15 protein-coding genes are annotated in these 15,156 nt (G+C 54.8%); 9 read left to right on the top strand and 6 right to left on the bottom strand.

Going from position 1 to position 15,156, the window contains the following annotated elements:
- Positions 1–74: 74 nt before the first annotated feature.
- Both cobO and enfR read left to right on the top strand, forming a co-directional pair.
- Positions 75–602 (top strand): cob(I)yrinic acid a,c-diamide adenosyltransferase, encoded by a 528-nt coding sequence (gene cobO / locus ACZ5ER_RS03090; protein WP_464934780.1) that lies wholly within the window; start codon positions 75–77, stop codon positions 600–602.
- A gap of 112 nt (positions 603–714) precedes the next feature.
- Entirely contained in the window at positions 715–1,155 is a 441-nt protein-coding gene (gene enfR, locus ACZ5ER_RS03085; protein WP_464935067.1) for a transcriptional factor EnfR, read from the top strand.
- Here the strand turns inward: enfR and ACZ5ER_RS03080 are convergent.
- Both ACZ5ER_RS03080 and ACZ5ER_RS03075 read right to left on the bottom strand, forming a co-directional pair.
- A complete protein-coding gene (locus tag ACZ5ER_RS03080) occupies positions 1,123–1,794 on the bottom strand; it encodes a CidB/LrgB family autolysis modulator (RefSeq protein WP_050002079.1) in 672 nt (223 codons plus the stop codon). The two genes, enfR and ACZ5ER_RS03080, sit on opposite strands and share 33 nt — an antisense overlap.
- Positions 1,791–2,138, bottom strand: a complete 348-nt coding sequence (locus tag ACZ5ER_RS03075) for a CidA/LrgA family protein (protein ID WP_464934779.1) — start codon at positions 2,136–2,138, stop codon at positions 1,791–1,793. The genes ACZ5ER_RS03080 and ACZ5ER_RS03075 overlap by 4 nt, the downstream gene beginning before the upstream one ends.
- An 84-nt stretch (positions 2,139–2,222) precedes the next feature.
- On the opposite strand from ACZ5ER_RS03075, the gene ACZ5ER_RS03070 reads away from it, so the two are divergent.
- Positions 2,223–3,689 carry a DUF2139 domain-containing protein gene (locus tag ACZ5ER_RS03070; RefSeq protein WP_464934778.1) on the top strand — a complete coding sequence of 489 codons (1,467 nt, stop codon included), beginning with the start codon at positions 2,223–2,225 and terminating at the stop codon, positions 3,687–3,689.
- Positions 3,690–3,700: 11 nt separating this feature from the next.
- Here ACZ5ER_RS03070 and ACZ5ER_RS03065 read toward each other — a convergent pair whose 3' ends face one another.
- The 3 genes from ACZ5ER_RS03065 to tes form a co-directional block, all read right to left on the bottom strand.
- A complete protein-coding gene (locus tag ACZ5ER_RS03065; protein WP_464934777.1) occupies positions 3,701–6,010 on the bottom strand; it encodes a methyl-accepting chemotaxis protein in 2,310 nt (769 codons plus the stop codon).
- 220 nt (positions 6,011–6,230) lie between these two features.
- Entirely contained in the window at positions 6,231–6,530 is a 300-nt protein-coding gene (locus ACZ5ER_RS03060; RefSeq protein WP_050002083.1) for a DUF3213 domain-containing protein, read from the bottom strand.
- 10 nt (positions 6,531–6,540) lie between these two features.
- A complete protein-coding gene (tes, locus tag ACZ5ER_RS03055; protein ID WP_464934776.1) occupies positions 6,541–8,316 on the bottom strand; it encodes a tetraether lipid synthase Tes in 1,776 nt (591 codons plus the stop codon).
- Between the two features lie 154 nt (positions 8,317–8,470).
- Between tes and ACZ5ER_RS03050 the strand changes: the two genes are divergently transcribed.
- The 6 genes from ACZ5ER_RS03050 to ACZ5ER_RS03025 all read left to right on the top strand — a co-directional run bounded on the left by ACZ5ER_RS03050 (position 8,471) and on the right by ACZ5ER_RS03025 (position 14,310).
- Positions 8,471–8,821 (top strand): hypothetical protein, encoded by a 351-nt coding sequence (locus tag ACZ5ER_RS03050; protein ID WP_464934775.1) that lies wholly within the window; start codon positions 8,471–8,473, stop codon positions 8,819–8,821.
- A gap of 5 nt (positions 8,822–8,826) precedes the next feature.
- Positions 8,827–9,414 carry a type-4 uracil-DNA glycosylase gene (gene udg / locus ACZ5ER_RS03045; protein ID WP_050002086.1) on the top strand — a complete coding sequence of 196 codons (588 nt, stop codon included), beginning with the start codon at positions 8,827–8,829 and terminating at the stop codon, positions 9,412–9,414.
- 310 nt (positions 9,415–9,724) lie between these two features.
- Entirely contained in the window at positions 9,725–11,383 is a 1,659-nt protein-coding gene (locus tag ACZ5ER_RS03040; protein WP_050002087.1) for a Na+/H+ antiporter NhaC family protein, read from the top strand.
- 63 nt (positions 11,384–11,446) lie between these two features.
- The gene (locus tag ACZ5ER_RS03035) at positions 11,447–12,361 is read left to right on the top strand and encodes a pantoate kinase (RefSeq protein ID WP_464934774.1); all 915 of its coding nucleotides are present in this window, start codon (positions 11,447–11,449) and stop codon (positions 12,359–12,361) included.
- The gene (locus ACZ5ER_RS03030) at positions 12,358–12,582 is read left to right on the top strand and encodes a hypothetical protein (RefSeq protein ID WP_050002089.1); all 225 of its coding nucleotides are present in this window, start codon (positions 12,358–12,360) and stop codon (positions 12,580–12,582) included. The genes ACZ5ER_RS03035 and ACZ5ER_RS03030 overlap by 4 nt, the downstream gene beginning before the upstream one ends.
- Positions 12,583–12,630: 48 nt before the next feature.
- On the top strand, positions 12,631–14,310 hold the full coding sequence (locus ACZ5ER_RS03025; RefSeq protein WP_464935066.1) for an ATP-dependent DNA ligase: 1,680 nt from the start codon (positions 12,631–12,633) through the stop codon (positions 14,308–14,310).
- Here ACZ5ER_RS03025 and ACZ5ER_RS03020 read toward each other — a convergent pair.
- Positions 14,294–15,115 carry a PrsW family glutamic-type intramembrane protease gene (locus ACZ5ER_RS03020; protein ID WP_464934772.1) on the bottom strand — a complete coding sequence of 274 codons (822 nt, stop codon included), beginning with the start codon at positions 15,113–15,115 and terminating at the stop codon, positions 14,294–14,296. The two genes, ACZ5ER_RS03025 and ACZ5ER_RS03020, sit on opposite strands and share 17 nt — an antisense overlap.
- Between the last annotated feature and the right edge of the window lie 41 nt (positions 15,116–15,156).

The following is a 15,156-nucleotide window of genomic DNA, read 5'->3' as shown; positions in this document are numbered from 1 at the left end:
CCAAAAGCTTCATGTATTCTCAAACACCCAACATCTTTAAAACTCCTGGCAATTATATCCACAGGGTGAGTTTCATGACGTGGAAGGAAAAACTTGGCCTTGTCCATATCTACACAGGGAACGGGAAGGGGAAGACGACGGCCGCTTTTGGCCTGGCTATCAGGATGCTTGGCTCCGGCGGAAGGGTGATAATCATTCAGTTCATGAAAGCCGGAGGAGTGTACGGCGAGCAGAAAAAGATAGCGGAGTGCGGCGCTGTCATAGAGTCCTTCGGTCTGCCGAAGTTTGTGCACGGGAAGCCCGAGCCAGACGACATCGAAGCGGCCAAAAGAGCCCTGGAAAGGGCAAAGGAAGTCGTCTCGAGCGGCGAGTGGGACCTGGTAATCCTCGATGAAATCTGCGTTGCCCTCGGCTTCAAGATGCTCGATGTTGAAGACGTCAAAGAGCTCATTAAGAGCAAGGCACCCAACACCGAGCTCGTCCTCACGGGCAGGTACTGTCCGGAGGAGCTGTTCGAGCTGGCGGACTACGTCACGGAGATGAGGGAGGTAAAGCACCCATACCAGAGGGGAGTCATTGCAAGGAAGGGTGTGGAATACTAGCCCTTTGTTGTCAGCAAACCCCAAAAAGCAGACCGAAGACACGCCAAGCTTGGGCCAGGCCTTACCTAAAAATTTTTAATCCCGCTAGTTGTGTTAAACTAGGGTGTTTAAAGTGGGGGGCAGGAGCTTTCTGACAGAGCAGCAGATTAAAATCCTCAGGCTCAGGGCAAAGGGCCTCAAGCAGAGCGAGATTGCGGAGCTTCTGGGCACAAGCAGGGCCAACATCAGCATACTGGAGAGACGGGCCCTCGAAAAGATTGAGAAGGCGAGAAACACCCTCCTCATATGGGAGCAGATAAACTCCAAGGTGAGCGTCGAAGTGAGGGCTGGAGATGACATATTCACGGTTCCGGAAAAGCTATTCAGGAAGGCCGACGAGCTCGGCGTTAAAGTCCCCTACAGCACGGCCGAGATAATTGCTTTTCTCGTGGAGCACGCACCGATACACGACAGGATAGCCAAGCGGGACTTCACGCTCTTTCTCGACGCCAGAGACCGGCTCAGGATAAGCGAGTGCATCTTAGAGGACTTCGATGAGGTAAGGAAGGACTAAAGCAGTAAAGACGCCGTTCAGGGCCATCGCCAGCCCGCTAACTGCTCCCGCCAGCTCGTCCTCGGTTATTATCCTCGCCGTTCCGAGGCCGTGCGAAGATACACCCGTCGCAAGGCCCCTCGCTATTCTGTCCCTCACCCCAAAGAGGTTCAGCAGCTCTGGCGCGAAGGCGTTGCCGAGAAGCCCCGTGAGAATCACGAGGACTGCGGTTAGTGCCGGAATGCCCCCTATCTCCTCGCTCACGCCGATGGCTATGGCGGTGGTAACGCTCTTCGGGGCAATGCTCAGAACGACTTCTCTGCCCCCTCCCAGGAGTTCGGCAATATAGAACGCGCTCAGGATTGCAGCTGTCCCGCCGACGGCTATCCCAAGCGCTATCTCTCTTGCATATGCCTTTATCGTGTCTCTGCCCTTGTAGACCGGGACGGCCAAACTAACCACCGCGGGCCCGAGGAGGAACTTGAGAAAGGCCGCGCTCTCCATGTAGGATTCGTAAGAGAAGCCGCCGAGGGTGAGGAGTCCCGCTATAGTGGCTATCGAAAGGAGAACAGGGTTCGTGTAGAAGGCCTTCCTCCTTGCGTGGAGCTCCGAGAACAGGTAGAACACGACGAGGGTCAGGGTTATCCCATAAGGGTTCATTTTCTTCCCCTCCTGAGGATTTCAACGGTCTTTGCAGTCACCAAGAGGGTCACGAGGAAGCTGATGACGAGCGCCCCCACGATTGGCACGGCCTGGCTCTTTATGAGGGCGGTGTAAGTGACTATCCCCACGCCGGGGGGAATGAACATGACGCTCATGTTCCTCACGAGGAGTTCTGCCTCGCCCTCCACCCACTCAAGCCTAACTGCCCCCGAAAGGAGCGCCGCGAGGAGAAAGAGCATTCCAAGTACGCTACCCGGCACGGGCAGGTCAAGGGCCGAGCTCGTGAACTCGCCCAGCGCGTAGAAGCCGAATATTATCGCCAGTCCCCTGTACGGCCTCATAGTCACTTATAGGGCCCCGGAGTATAAAAACCCACCCCCGAAAGGGCAATAAAGGACAATGTTATACTCACCCTGGGTGATACAATGCTCCTGAAGAACTACCGGTTCCCTGGAAGGTACGGCCCGGAGTGGGGCAGCGGTGGAATCTTTGGACTGAGGTACCACAACGGGACGCTCTACTTTACGCTGGCTTTCGAGGCTGAGGCACACTTCATAGACTTGGAGAGCGGCGAGGAAAAGGTATACGACTTCACGCTCCTCGGCGACGCCCCGACGAGCGGCGGTGACACATACAACGCTGTTGAGACCGTTGACGAGTTCATATACTTCGGCGGCTGGGTTCACGCACCGGCCATCTACCGCGAGGAGGAAAGGATACTCTTCCACAACAAGTACTCCCACGTCCACGCCTACGACACAGAGGAAGGAACCGTAAAGCTCCTCTGGAAGGACTCAATCCACCACGAGACAGACTGGGCCGGAGAAGTTAGCGACATCATCTACGACCCTGCCAACGACAGGCTACTCCTCGCGAGGGAGGACGGCCACGCGAACCTCGGCGTCTACGCCCTCGACAGAAGAACAGGGGAGGCCAAAGCCCTTATCAACGGGCCAGTGCCGAAGGGGACAAGAGTCCACGACACGGCGTTTTTCGGCGTTGGAAACAACTTCACAGGCGGCTTAAGGGAGATAAAGGCCCTCGACTTGATAAGCGGAAAGTGGGAAATCTTCAAGCCGGGCGGGAGCGTGGACGGAAGGCCCTACATAAGGCCGGAGCTCGGTGCTATGGCATCCGCATACAACAGGGCCTTTGCCTTCGTCCGTGGGGGCATACTGGCGGGCAACCCGTTCATGGGTGAAGACTTCAGGTTCTTCCGCCTCTTCGAGTTCTACACCTTCTACGCCCCGTTCAGGGTGAACGCAATAAACGTCGGTGGGGGGATCCTCACGGCATACAACGCCCACCACGACGCCTCATACCGCCCAAGCTCAGAGGACGCCGGCGTTCACTGGGCCACAACCAACACGATATCCGGGCCGAGCGTCCTCATCTACGTCGCCCCGCCGATGGTCAAGATAGTTGGCGCCTTCGGGGCTAGGGTCACGAGCATCGAGAAAGTTGATGGAAAGCTCCTTGTCGCCACGAACACGACGCCGAACACAGGTGCAACGGAGGCGACGCCCTTCGACACCGGCAGCAGGGATATAGTTGTTCTGGACGAGAAGGTTATCCAAGAGAGGCCCCCTGCGGTGAGCTTCTCCGTCCCGCTCTCGCTTCCTGCCATAGCAAAGAAGATGGGTGCGGGAACCTTCGGAGGAATTCCGCTCGACGGCTACCGCGAGCCGAGAATGGTTCTCCACCTCAGCAGGGACAACAGGCTGACTGTCCACGAGTACGACCTCTCGTTGCCGGCCGGAGAAGCCGTCTCGGAGACCTTTGACGTGAAAGCGGGCAGAAACGTCATTGACCTAAGCTCTTTCAGCGGAATCGTGGGCTTCGAGCTGGAAAAAGAAGATGTAAGAGGAAAAGCAAGAATAGAGCTCCGCTGAGCTTTTCTTTTTCACAGTTTGAATTTGCTGATGATTTCTCTGAGTTGTTTGACGATGTTTTTGAGGTCGTCTGCAGCCCTCTGGAGTTCTTCGGTAGCGGCAGTCTGCTCCTCCACAGCGGAACTAACCTCCTCGGCACTGGCAGTTGTTTCTTCAGCACTGGCAGCCAAGTTCTCCAAAGCCCTAAGAGCCTTCTCAACCTCCTCCTGAGTCCTAACAATCTGCTCCTTCACCTCACCCATCCTACCACTAGCATCCTGCAACAAATCAGCAATATTCGCCAAGTAAGTTATAGTCTCCTTCAACGTGTCCGCACTTTCACTCACCACCGAAACACCCTTCTGAGTACTCTCCACAGCATCATGAATCTCACTGGTTATCTGGTCAATGATACTCTTGATGTTGTCTGCGGCCTGCTTGCTCTCCTCGGCAAGCTTCCTAATCTCCTGGGCAACCACTGCAAAACCCCTGCCAGCCTCACCAGCACGAGCAGCCTCAATGGCGGCATTCAAAGCAAGTAAATTCGTCTGCTCGGCAATGTTGGTAATCACATTCGTAATCTCCTCAATACTCCTACTCATCTCAGCAACCTTGCTAACGGCGTTCTCAATCCTGCTCATCATCTCCTGAATGCTTTCAATTTGTTTGGCTGAGACTTCGCTTTTCTCCCTGCCCTCATTGGCGATGTTGACGACTTCATTTACAGCACCCTCGAACTCGTCCATTGCCCTAACGCTTTCGGCGCTGGTTTCTGCCACAAAGCGCATTCCTTCGGTAATCTCGTTAATGTGCTCCTGCTGGCGCTGGGCTTCAATGCTGACCTGCTGGACGGCTTCATTAACCTGGTTGATTGCCTCCGTAACGTCTGAGGCAATTCTTGCAAGAACGTTGGCGCGCTCTTCGAGAGTGTCGGTGATGCTGACGACCTGTCCAATGAGTTCTTTGAGTTTGTGAGTGGTGTTCTTCAGGTCTTCGAGGATTTCTTTGAGTTCGCCCTTGGCTTCCATGGTGAGGCCGTTGCTCAAGTCGCCCTCGGCGAGACGCTCAAGCTTGCCAGCTATAGCGTCGAGGGTTCCAACGAGGTCTTTGCCTACCGCTTCAAAGGCCTTTATGAGGGCTCCAATCTCATCATCCTCAATGTAGTGAATCTGCTGAAGCCTCTTACGCACTTCGCTGAGTCTACCTTCAGCGAGGGCATGAGCAACATCCCTAAGAGCCTCAAGCGGCTCAAGTGTTCCTTGGAGGTTTCTATACCCGATGACTAGCATTACGAGGCCCACCAATGCCGCTAAGAGCGCCCCCGTCATGGTTGTCCTGATACTGTCGTCAACAACCTTGTTAATGGACTTGGTTATCTCATCCGTGCTCTCGTTAACGGCGGCGGATATGGCATTGGTCAGCGGGTCGGTGAGCTCGTGGAGCGGCACTGTAGCCAGAACTATCCATCCGGTGGTTCTCATCCTCTTGTAGCCGGCGACCTTCTCGACTCCCTGGAAGGAGTAAACGACCCAACCACTGTCCTTGTTTTTGTCGAGTTCATCTGTGAGAGATTTGAGGTTGGGATCGTCGTGTATGTTTAATGTTTGAACCAGGCTCTCATCAGGGTGCACAATGATGGTGCCGTCCTTGTTTATTATCGCTATGTAGCCGCTCCGGCCAATCTTTATCTCATTGGCCTGCTTAATTAGGTTGGACACGAAGACGTCAACTCCTATAACACCTACGAGCTTGCCGTTGATGTAAACGGGCTCAGAATAGGTAACGACCCACTTGCCTGTGGACGCATCTTTGTAGGGCTCGGTCCATACCGGGCCGTTCTTTGCTACGGCCTCCTGGTACCACGGCCTCACACGGGGGTCATAGCCTTCCGGCAAAGGCTCGTCGGGCCACATGTACATGTTACCGTCGGTGCTTCCAAAGTACACGTAAGCAACGTTCGAGTCGAGGTCTTTCACCGCCTTGAACCTGTTGAGCAGAAACTGCCTGAACGCGGAATCATCCGGGTTGTAGTTTGTGTAAGCAACATGAACCGCCTCTATTGCAACCTTCCCCATCATTCGCATCTTGTCAAAGTAGTCATCAAACAGCTTTGCACCAAGCTCCGCCGAACCTATCGCTATCGTTCCCGCTTCCTCCGTTATTGGGTCTTTGATGTGCTCCGATACAAGCTCCGGAAGGTGGTGGTTCAGCTCTGTGTCGAGGGAGGCCCGTACGTTGTCCCTCATATGGAGGGAGGAGTACAACACTATGGTAGAGCCCATCAATATCGTAACGAGCAGAACCACGGCCATGGTAAGAACAATCTTTTTCTTGAACTGCATGGGAACCACCTCGCGTGGCTGGCAACAATGGCCAGACTACCCTAAAGGGATCCGGCTATCTTGATTATACCATCTCAGAACTTAAAGCAATTTTGTGTAGGGTAATGTGTAGGTGGTTACTCCTTTTTGGCGGATAAGGGTTTTAAAGATTCTGAGCACTCAACAGAGAAGCGAATGAGCCGTGATGAGTATAAGATAAAAAGGTACCAAAGAAAAAACTTCAAGCATTCGAAAGGACGTTGTTCCAGGAGTAGCTGGACTCCAGGAGTTCCTCCACAGTTATTTGTTCTTCTTTGACGATTTCTGGCTTGAGGTCTTCTAGCTTCTCAATGAGTTCTTTCTTGGGCATTTTTTCTTCGTCAAAGACTACGATGCCCTTCTTGGAATAGCCGTTGATGAAGGCCCTCCAGACCCGGACGTCTGTGAGGAGCTCGTACTGCTTTGCGGTGGCCTTTTCCCAGTCAACGTTTTCAAATTTTAGGGTAATCTTCGTGAGCTTCTTCTCCGGGCTGACGCTCATTTTCACCACCTCAGTTCTTGGTGTTCACTCCGAAGTAGTCTTCTATGTCAATGTAGGTCTTCCTGTAGAGCTCGCTCTTCTTCATCTTCTCGACGAACTCCTTGCTCCTGAAGTACTTGTCCTTCTTGTAGTCCCAGTCTGGGTGGAGCTTCTTCCATTCGTCCCAGGTGTAGCTGAACTGCGCCTGAACCTTGTCCCTGTAGAGCTCCGGAATCACGTTGAACGTACAGAACGGCACTATCCTTCCGTCAGGCATCGCGTAGTGTATGACACAGCGCTCAACCCTCTCAACGTCGTAGTTGTACTCGTCCATGAAGTGCATCATTCCTATGAAGAGCGCGTTCTCGTGGAACTTGCCGAGGGCATCGTAGGTGCCGTGAACGAAGGCGTTCTTTATGAGACCGAGAACGTCCAGTCCCTTCGGTGCGTACTTCTCGTCGTAGAAGCTCTTGAACTTGAGGAATATCTCCGCTCCAAGCTTGAGCTTCTGGAGCCTGCCGAGCTTCTTCCACTGCTCTATTTCCTCCGCCTTGGTCTCAAGGTACTCGACGAAGCCCTCAACGTCTATGAAGCGCGGAATCGGGACGACGCGCTTGTTCTCGCGGTCGAGGAAGACGTATGTGGCAGCTCCACAGGCGAAGTGGCTGGTCATGTAGTAGCGTGAGCCGGTAAAGGCCTCAAAGAACCTCGCGATGTGGCCGGCTATCGGGATTGGGTACCAGTCCTCCTTTGTGATGACACCATTGGTCTGCTCCTCTATGCGCTTTATTGCTCCCGGAATCGTTATCCTGAACCTCTGGCGCTCCTTCTTCGGAACTCTACCGACCTGCGAGATGGGCTGGAAGTTTACACCGCGAACGATGTCGAGGTGGTTGAGGCCGAAGTTGATTATGGCTCCGAGCTCGTGGTCGTTGACGTTCCTTATCGTGGTTGGCACGAGGACTATTCCCGGCCCGCCGGCCTTCCTCACGTTCTCAAAGATGAGCGGAATCTCCCAGTGGTTCTTCCAGTTGGTCTGGGGTGTCATTCCGTCGTAGCTCAGGTAGAGGGTGTTGGTTCCGGCCTCGCGGATTTTCTTCACGAGCTCCGGCTCGAAGGCGAGCTTTATTCCGTCGGTGTTGAGCTGGACGTGGTCGTAGCCTTCCTCCTTGGCGATTTTGATGATTTCAATCAGGTCGTCGCGGAGGGTCGGTTCACCGCCGGTGAACTGGACGGCGTTCGCTCCTATGGGGTGCTCCTTCTTGGCGTTGCGGAGCATCATGCGTATCTGCTCAAGCGTCGGCTCGTAAATCGGCTGGCCCTCCTTGGCGTAGAAGAAGCAGTACCAGCACGAGAGGTTGCACCTGTTGGTAAGGACGATGTTCAGAAGGTTCGTGTGGGAGCGGTGTCTAGCGCACAGCCCGCAGTCAAGGGGGCAGTTAACACCGGTGTTTTCAACGTTTGCACTGAAAATCTCTTTCTCCGTCCAGAGCCACCTCTTAAAGCGGTTGTAGGTTTCAACATCCTCGTAATAGAGGTCAGTTATCATGCCCTCAGGGCAACGTTTGGTTATCCAGACCTTGCCGTCCTTCTCCCATACCACGGCGGGGACAACCCGTCTTGTTTCAGGACAGAGGGAGTACGTCCTGTGGGGCAACTCCCCCCCGTAACCCCTGCTGGCGGTTTTAAGCATCTCTTTAAACTCTTCCTCGCTTATTTCAGGAAAATCGACGATATCTCTAATTCTCTTGGTGGATTCAGCGAACTCTTTCTCGCCGCTGGGAATTTCACCAATGTTCTCAGCCATGGGGCTTCACCTCTAGCTCACATCTGCCATTCTTTCAATCGCGGAGTATAAAAGCTTTTGCGTAAATATGAAGGTTTTCCTTCATAGGTATGCCCCAAATCGGTAAAGTCACTAAGGTTAAAAGCACTTCCGACGATGCCACACGGGTGATAAAATGCCGGCTCGCGAGATGAGGATGGAGATGTTCGTCAGGGCCCTCCTTAGAAGGGACTTCAGCAGGGCAAAGGGCCACTTGGAAAAGCTCATCAAGATAGCAGGAAGCGATGAGTGGGGCAGGGGCTACTCAAGGGCCGTCGAGGGCATAATGAACGCTCTCAAGGACAACGACACCGATTCACTGATTGTCCAGCTGATTTCTGGCAACGACAGGGAGAGGGCAGAGGAGTTGCTTGGGAACTACTCAAAGCTCGCCGGCCAGGACTTCCGCGACGACTACGAGAGGGGCTTTTACACGGCCTGGAGCGAGTTTCTGAAAGCCTACCTGAACCAGAAGACACTCGCGTGATGCCGATGGGGAAGGAAGAGCTCATGAAGAAGCTTGAGGAGAAAATCAGGAACTGCCGGAAGTGCCCCCTCGGCAAGCTCAGGACGAACGCGGTGCCTGGGGCTGGAAGCTACGACGCCAAGGTGATGTTCGTAGGCGAAGCGCCGGGCTACTGGGAGGACCAGAAGGGGCTTCCCTTCGTCGGCAGGGCTGGAAAGGTTCTCGACGAGCTACTGGCGGAGATAGGCCTGAGCAGGGACGAGGTTTACATAACCAACATCGTCAAGTGCAGGCCACCCGAAAACCGCGACCCGACCGAGGAGGAGATAAAGGCCTGCGCCCCCTACCTAGACAGGCAGATTGACATAATAAGGCCGAAGGTGATAGTCCCTCTCGGCAGGCACTCGATGAAGTACATCCTTGAGAAGTTCGGCTTCAAGGCGGAGCCGATAAGCAAAATCCATGGAAAGACTTTCGAGGCACGGACGCTCTTCGGGAGGATAGTCATAATGCCGATGTACCACCCGGCCGCGGCCCTGTACAGGCCACCAATAAAGGAGGAGCTCAGAAAGGACTTTCAGAAGCTGAAGGAGCTCCTGAGCTCCGCGTTATGAACCTTTTTTCACCTTTAAGATTACTATTCTGAGTGAACAAGCCCCAGTGCGGTTTTTGTCGAGATTTTCCTTGCCCCTTGCAGAATTTTTCCGGGAAAGGTTTTTATGACATAAAAGAGCAATATAGTACTTGAAGGTACCCAGTAATGCACGACAGCATTGATACATGCTAAACTATGCAGTATAATACCCCCAACTGCCATAGTAGTCCAGCAATATTTTCGAAGATTTAACTATCTGCCAAAGATGTTACGACAAGATTTATAAATCGCCGATATTTATGGGTTCAAAACCCGCTGGAGGTGAATTCATGTCGGACTTTGGTGTGCTGGCTCTGCTTCCACCACTGGTTGCGATTGTTCTGGCGATATGGACGAAGAGGGTTATCCTGGCGCTGTTTGCTGGAGTCTGGATTGGTGGAGTAATGGTCGCAGGGGGTAACCCGATAATGGGAACAACCCAGACGCTGGAGTGGGTTGTTGGTAGCGTTACAGACGACTGGAACGCAAGGATACTCATTTTTGACTTCCTGATAGGTGCGGGTGTTGGTCTTGTGTACAAGTCCGGTGCTGTTCACGCCCTTGCGGCTTCCCTCGCAAAGAGGGTCAAGAGCAGCAGAGGGGCCTCGCTTCTCGGGTGGCTCCTTGGCGTCCTGGTGTTCTTCGATGATTACACCAACACGATAGTCGTCGGGAACACCATGAGGCCCATAACGGACAGGACGAGGGTCTCAAGGGAGATGCTGGCCTATATAGACGACTCCACAGCCGCACCGGTCGCCGGGCTGGCGCTGATATCCACCTGGATAGGATACGAACTTGCCATGATAGGAAGGGGTTTCACGAGCGCAAAGGTCGATTATGGCACCTACGACGCCTGGCTCTCAAGCGTCCCGTACAGGTTCTATTCAATACTTGCAATACTGCTCGTCTTCATTGTGGCTTACACCCACAGGCACTACGGCCCCATGCTCAAGGCCGAATACCGCGCCAGAACCACCGGAAAGGTGCTTCGCGACGGTGCGAAGCCGCTCATGAGCACGGAGACTGACCTCGGAGCGCCAAAGAGGAACGGAAACCTCTGGGACTTTGTAATCCCAATCCTAGTCCTCGTTGGCGTATCAATGGTGGGCCTCTGGTACACCGGCGCGGCGAACCTTGAAGCATACAGCCAGGATTTGGGGTGGTGGACCGAGCTGGACGACCCCTTCGGCGTAAACTTCCTCAACTACGGCTTCGTTGACTCCTTCCGCGAGGCCGATGCGGCGACGGCCCTCCTCTGGGGTTCATTTGCCATGGTCGTCGTCGCCAGCGTAATGCTCCTCGGCAGGAAGAAGATGACGATAGAGGAGTGGGAGGACACCATAATAAGGGGAATGAAGCAGATGATATTCGCAAACACAGTCCTCGTCCTCGCATGGAGCCTCGGCACTGCCGCTGAAACCGTTGGAACCGGCGACTACATCATCAGCCTCGCCACAGGCTCCGGGGCGAACCTAGGGCCGTGGATGCCTCTCATAATGTTCCTCGCGGCTATGTTCGTCGCCTTCACCACGGGAACCAGCTGGGGGACGTTCTCAATCATGGTTCCGCTCGGTGTCGAGCTGAGCCTTGCCTTCACCGGGGGCCACGTCAACGAGATAGTCTTCGCCACAATAGGGGCGACGTTTACGGGCTCGATATTCGGCGACCACTGCTCCCCGATAAGCGACACCACCATAATGAGCTCCATGTTCAGCGGCTCCGACCACATAGACCACGTAACAACCCAGGTGCCCTACGCCGTCACGGTTGCGGCAATAGGCGCCGTGCTCTACGTCCTCTTCGGCCTCGGAGTGAGAAGCTGGGCGATCCTTCTCCCCATCGGAATAGTGCTTCTCATCGGTGCCTGGTACGTCCTCAGCGAGTGGTACGGCAAGAAGTACGGCATACCTCACGGTAAGGTGCCAATCTATGTAGTTGAGGAGTGATTTCTCTCTTTTTCTTCTAAACCTTTTAAAAAGCCCAGTTCAATTCCTTCTGGAGGTGACGCAATGCTCGTCAGAGCCTTCGTTCCGGCCCATATCACGGCGTTCTTCGTCCCGCGCTTTAACGATGACCCCCTCAGAGCGGGCTCACTCGGTGCTGGAATCAACCTAGATAAGGGCACAAACATCTTTGCGAGCATAGAAACTGGAACGCTGGAGAGGCACATACACGTTGCCTTCAACGGTGAACCAGTAAAGAGGGAGGAGGCCGTCATAAGCTACTCCGTCGCAGAACGGCTCGTCCCGGAGGGGTTCATAGGCGAGGTCGAGGTATGGCAGTACTTCGACTTCCCCAACGGCTACGGCTTCGGCAACAGCGCCGGCGGTGCCCTGGGGACTGCCCTGGCACTGAGCTACAGGTTCGGGGGGACGTGGCTCAGGGCGGCTCAAACTGCACACGAAGCCGAGGTAAGGCACAGGGGCGGGCTCGGGGACGTCATAGCCCAGCTCGCAGGCGGAATTGAGGTCAGGGTTAAAGCGGGCGGGCCAGGGATAGGCGTCGTTGACAACCTGTTCTTTGGGGACTACAAGGTTCTGGTCGTGCCTCTAGGGAAGCTCTCGACGAGGGAAGTACTCGACGGGGACGTCGTCAAGGCAATAGAGGCAGAAGGCTCAAAAGCCCTTGAGAAGCTCCTGGCGGAGCCGACACCCGAGCGCATGATGGCCCTTGCGAGGGACTTCGCCGAAAAAACCGGCCTCCTGAACGGTGAAGTCCTTGAGCTGGCGAGGGAGCTGGACAAAGTCATTTCCACTCCCAGCTCGATGATAATGCTCGGAAAAGGTCTCTTCGCGCTCGTAAGGGGAGAAGAGGTTGAGAGCATTAAGGCGATTCTTGCAGACCTCGAAGTGCCATATGACATCGTGGAGATATACGAAGGGAAGCCGAGGGTCGAAAGGTGGTTTGAAGGGGGGTCAAAATGAACACCACACTGTTTGTCCTGGCGGTTGCATTCATAATACTTGCCACCTACGCCAACATGAAAGGTGCCCACAAGCCAGGACTTGCGCTTTCGGGAGTCGCAGGCGGGCTCGCCACTATGGTGCTTTTTGAGGGCAAACTCAACCCCAGCATAGCGTTTGCAGTAGGGTTCGTAGCCACAGTGGCCTTCGAGAAGGCAAGGTTTTCCTGGACAAGGCGCTGAGTTTTTATCCCCTTCGCCGTATTTCTTCCGGTGGTGGGAGTGAGCGATATGAAGTACTCCGAGTTGGCGGAGCTCTACAGGAGGCTCGAAAAGACGACGCTCAAGACCCTCAAGACCAAGTTCGTTGCAGACTTCCTGAAGAAGACGCCGGACGAGCTTCTTGAGGTAGTCCCGTACCTTATACTGGGAAAGGTCTTCCCGGACTGGGACGAGAGGGAGCTTGGGGTCGGCGAGAAGCTCCTGATAAAGGCCGTCTCCATGGCCACGGGTGTCCCCGAAAAGGAAATCGAGGACTCTGTTAGGGACACTGGCGATTTGGGTGAGAGTGTTGCCCTGGCTTTGAAGAAAAAGAGACAGAAGAGCTTCTTCAGCCAACCCCTCACGATAAAGCGCGTCTACAGCACCTTCGTCAAGGTTGCAGAGGCGAGCGGAGAGGGAAGCCAGGACAGGAAGATGAAGTACCTGGCGAACCTCTTCATGGACGCCGGGCCGGAGGAGGGCAAGTACATAGCCAGAACCGTCCTCGGGACGATGAGAACTGGAGTTGCCGAGGGAATCCTGCGCGATGCCATAGCAGAGGCCTTCCGGGTGAAGCCCGAGCTTGTGGAGAGGGCCTACATGCTCACGAGCGACTTCGGCTACGTGGCGAAGGTTGCCAAGCTCGAGGGGAACGAGGGGCTCTCGAAGGTCAGCATACAGATTGGGAAGCCGATAAGGCCGATGCTTGCCCAGAACGCCGCCAACGTCAAGGAAGCGCTGATAGAGATGGGCGGTGAGGCGGCCTTCGAGATTAAGTATGACGGGGCCCGCGTTCAGGTCCACCGCGACGGCGATAGGGTTGTTATTTATTCGAGGAGGCTGGAGAACGTCACCCGCTCGATTCCAGAGATAGTCGAGGCGGTAAAGGCCTCGCTGAAGCCTTCTAAGGTCATAGTAGAGGGCGAGCTGGTTGCCGTCGGCGAGAACGGTCGCCCAAGGCCCTTCCAGTACGTCCTGAGGAGGTTCAGGAGAAAGTACAACATCGAGGAGATGATTGAGAAGATCCCGCTCGAGCTCAACCTCTTCGACATCCTCTACGTTGAGGGGGAAAGCCTCATTGACACGAAGTTCGCCGAGAGGAGGAAGAAGCTCGAGGAGAGCGTTGAAGAGAGGGAGAAGATAAAGATTGCTGAACAGCTCGTGACCAAGAAAGTGGAGGAGGCAGAGGAGTTCTACAAGAAGGCCCTGGAGCTCGGTCACGAGGGCCTGATGGCCAAGAGGCTAGACTCCGTCTACGAGCCCGGAAACCGCGGAAAGAAGTGGCTGAAGATTAAGCCCACGATGGAGAACCTTGACCTCGTCATTATCGGGGCAGAGTGGGGCGAGGGGAGGCGCGCACACCTGCTCGGCTCGTTCCTCGTTGCGGCCTACGACCCGGAGAGCGGTGAGTTCGTCCCGGTGGGCAAGGTTGGAAGCGGCTTCACCGATGAAGATTTAGTCGAGTTCACCAAGATGCTCAAGCCCCTGATTATCAGGGAGGAAGGGAAGTTCGTCGAGATTGAGCCCAAGGTCGTCATCGAGGTCACCTACCAGGAGATACAGAAGAGCCCCAAGTACAGGAGCGGTTTCGCGTTAAGGTTCCCGCGCTACGTGGCGTTGAGGGAAGATAAAAGCCCGGAGGAGGCAGACACGATAGAGAGGGTCGCCCAGCTCTACGAGCTTCAGGAGAAGTTCAAGGCAAAGAAGTAAAGCCCTCCGGGTCTTCGTCCTCGTTTTCCTCTTTCTGATTCTCTTTTTCAGGTTCTTCAACCCCAGGCATTTCTTCATCCCCATATCTGAGCACCTCATACCTCTCCTCAAAAGCCGCGTACATCTCCCTCTTCCGCTCCACGAGCTTCCTGGCATAGCTCACCGCGAACCCAAAGGCATCATCAACGGCCCCGTTGATGTAGATAAGTGCGGCTATGCTCACCGGGACGATGAGACCCGCGAGACCCCTGAGGGGGTAGATGAGCATTATGGGCGCGTCGTAGAGGCAGTGGAGCAGTGCCGCCTTAAGGTAGCCGTCCCACAGGGAGCCTCTGAGGGCCCCTTCAAGCGCTATCGCAGTCCAGGCGACGTGGAACATCACGACCACGCCCCTGAGGATGGCGCCGAAAAAGTTCCCCATCGAAATCAGGAGCACAAAGTACATGAGCGCCTCGATGATTCCAAAGAACAGCGCCGTCCTCACGGTAAGGTGCCACCGGGTCATTGCGTTTTCGTCCTGTTTGACCACAAAGGGGAGAAGCTTGGCACCTTCCTCGATGGGGCCGACGACAATGGCCAGAGCAAGCATTGCAGTTGAGATTTCACGGGAGAAGCGCAGGACGAGCGACTCAAGAACCATGGCAGTGAAGAACGCCACAATTCCCCACCCCAGAACCGAGTAGAACGGCACCGGGAAGACAGTCCTGTCTGTCTCAGAAAGCCATGAAACGGTCTTGAAGAACACCATTATTCCAACGCCGATGGCGATGAGAACGTAGACCACGATCAGGAGTTCCCCTATCATGTGACCACCGTTTAACTTTTGGTTGTGGTAACTTAAAGCTT

The organism is Thermococcus marinus (genome assembly GCF_055389025.1).
Note: the sequence above shows the minus strand (reverse complement) of the source record. Positions and strands in the feature narration are given on the sequence as shown.

Excerpts from the sequence above, each read along its gene's own strand:
- cobO (WP_464934780.1), top strand. The coding sequence starts at position 75 with ATGACGTGGAAGGAAAAACTTGGCCTTGTCCATATCTACACAGGGAAC.
- ACZ5ER_RS03080 (WP_050002079.1), bottom strand. The coding sequence starts at position 1,794 with ATGAACCCTTATGGGATAACCCTGACCCTCGTCGTGTTCTACCTGTTC.
- ACZ5ER_RS03075 (WP_464934779.1), bottom strand. The coding sequence starts at position 2,138 with ATGAGGCCGTACAGGGGACTGGCGATAATATTCGGCTTCTACGCGCTG.
- ACZ5ER_RS03070 (WP_464934778.1), top strand. The coding sequence starts at position 2,223 with ATGCTCCTGAAGAACTACCGGTTCCCTGGAAGGTACGGCCCGGAGTGG.
- ACZ5ER_RS03065 (WP_464934777.1), bottom strand. The coding sequence starts at position 6,010 with ATGCAGTTCAAGAAAAAGATTGTTCTTACCATGGCCGTGGTTCTGCTC.
- ACZ5ER_RS03060 (WP_050002083.1), bottom strand. The coding sequence starts at position 6,530 with ATGAGCGTCAGCCCGGAGAAGAAGCTCACGAAGATTACCCTAAAATTT.
- tes (WP_464934776.1), bottom strand. The coding sequence starts at position 8,316 with ATGGCTGAGAACATTGGTGAAATTCCCAGCGGCGAGAAAGAGTTCGCT.
- ACZ5ER_RS03050 (WP_464934775.1), top strand. The coding sequence starts at position 8,471 with ATGCCGGCTCGCGAGATGAGGATGGAGATGTTCGTCAGGGCCCTCCTT.
- udg (WP_050002086.1), top strand. The coding sequence starts at position 8,827 with ATGGGGAAGGAAGAGCTCATGAAGAAGCTTGAGGAGAAAATCAGGAAC.
- ACZ5ER_RS03040 (WP_050002087.1), top strand. The coding sequence starts at position 9,725 with ATGTCGGACTTTGGTGTGCTGGCTCTGCTTCCACCACTGGTTGCGATT.
- ACZ5ER_RS03035 (WP_464934774.1), top strand. The coding sequence starts at position 11,447 with ATGCTCGTCAGAGCCTTCGTTCCGGCCCATATCACGGCGTTCTTCGTC.
- ACZ5ER_RS03030 (WP_050002089.1), top strand. The coding sequence starts at position 12,358 with ATGAACACCACACTGTTTGTCCTGGCGGTTGCATTCATAATACTTGCC.
- ACZ5ER_RS03025 (WP_464935066.1), top strand. The coding sequence starts at position 12,631 with ATGAAGTACTCCGAGTTGGCGGAGCTCTACAGGAGGCTCGAAAAGACG.
- ACZ5ER_RS03020 (WP_464934772.1), bottom strand. The coding sequence starts at position 15,115 with ATGATAGGGGAACTCCTGATCGTGGTCTACGTTCTCATCGCCATCGGC.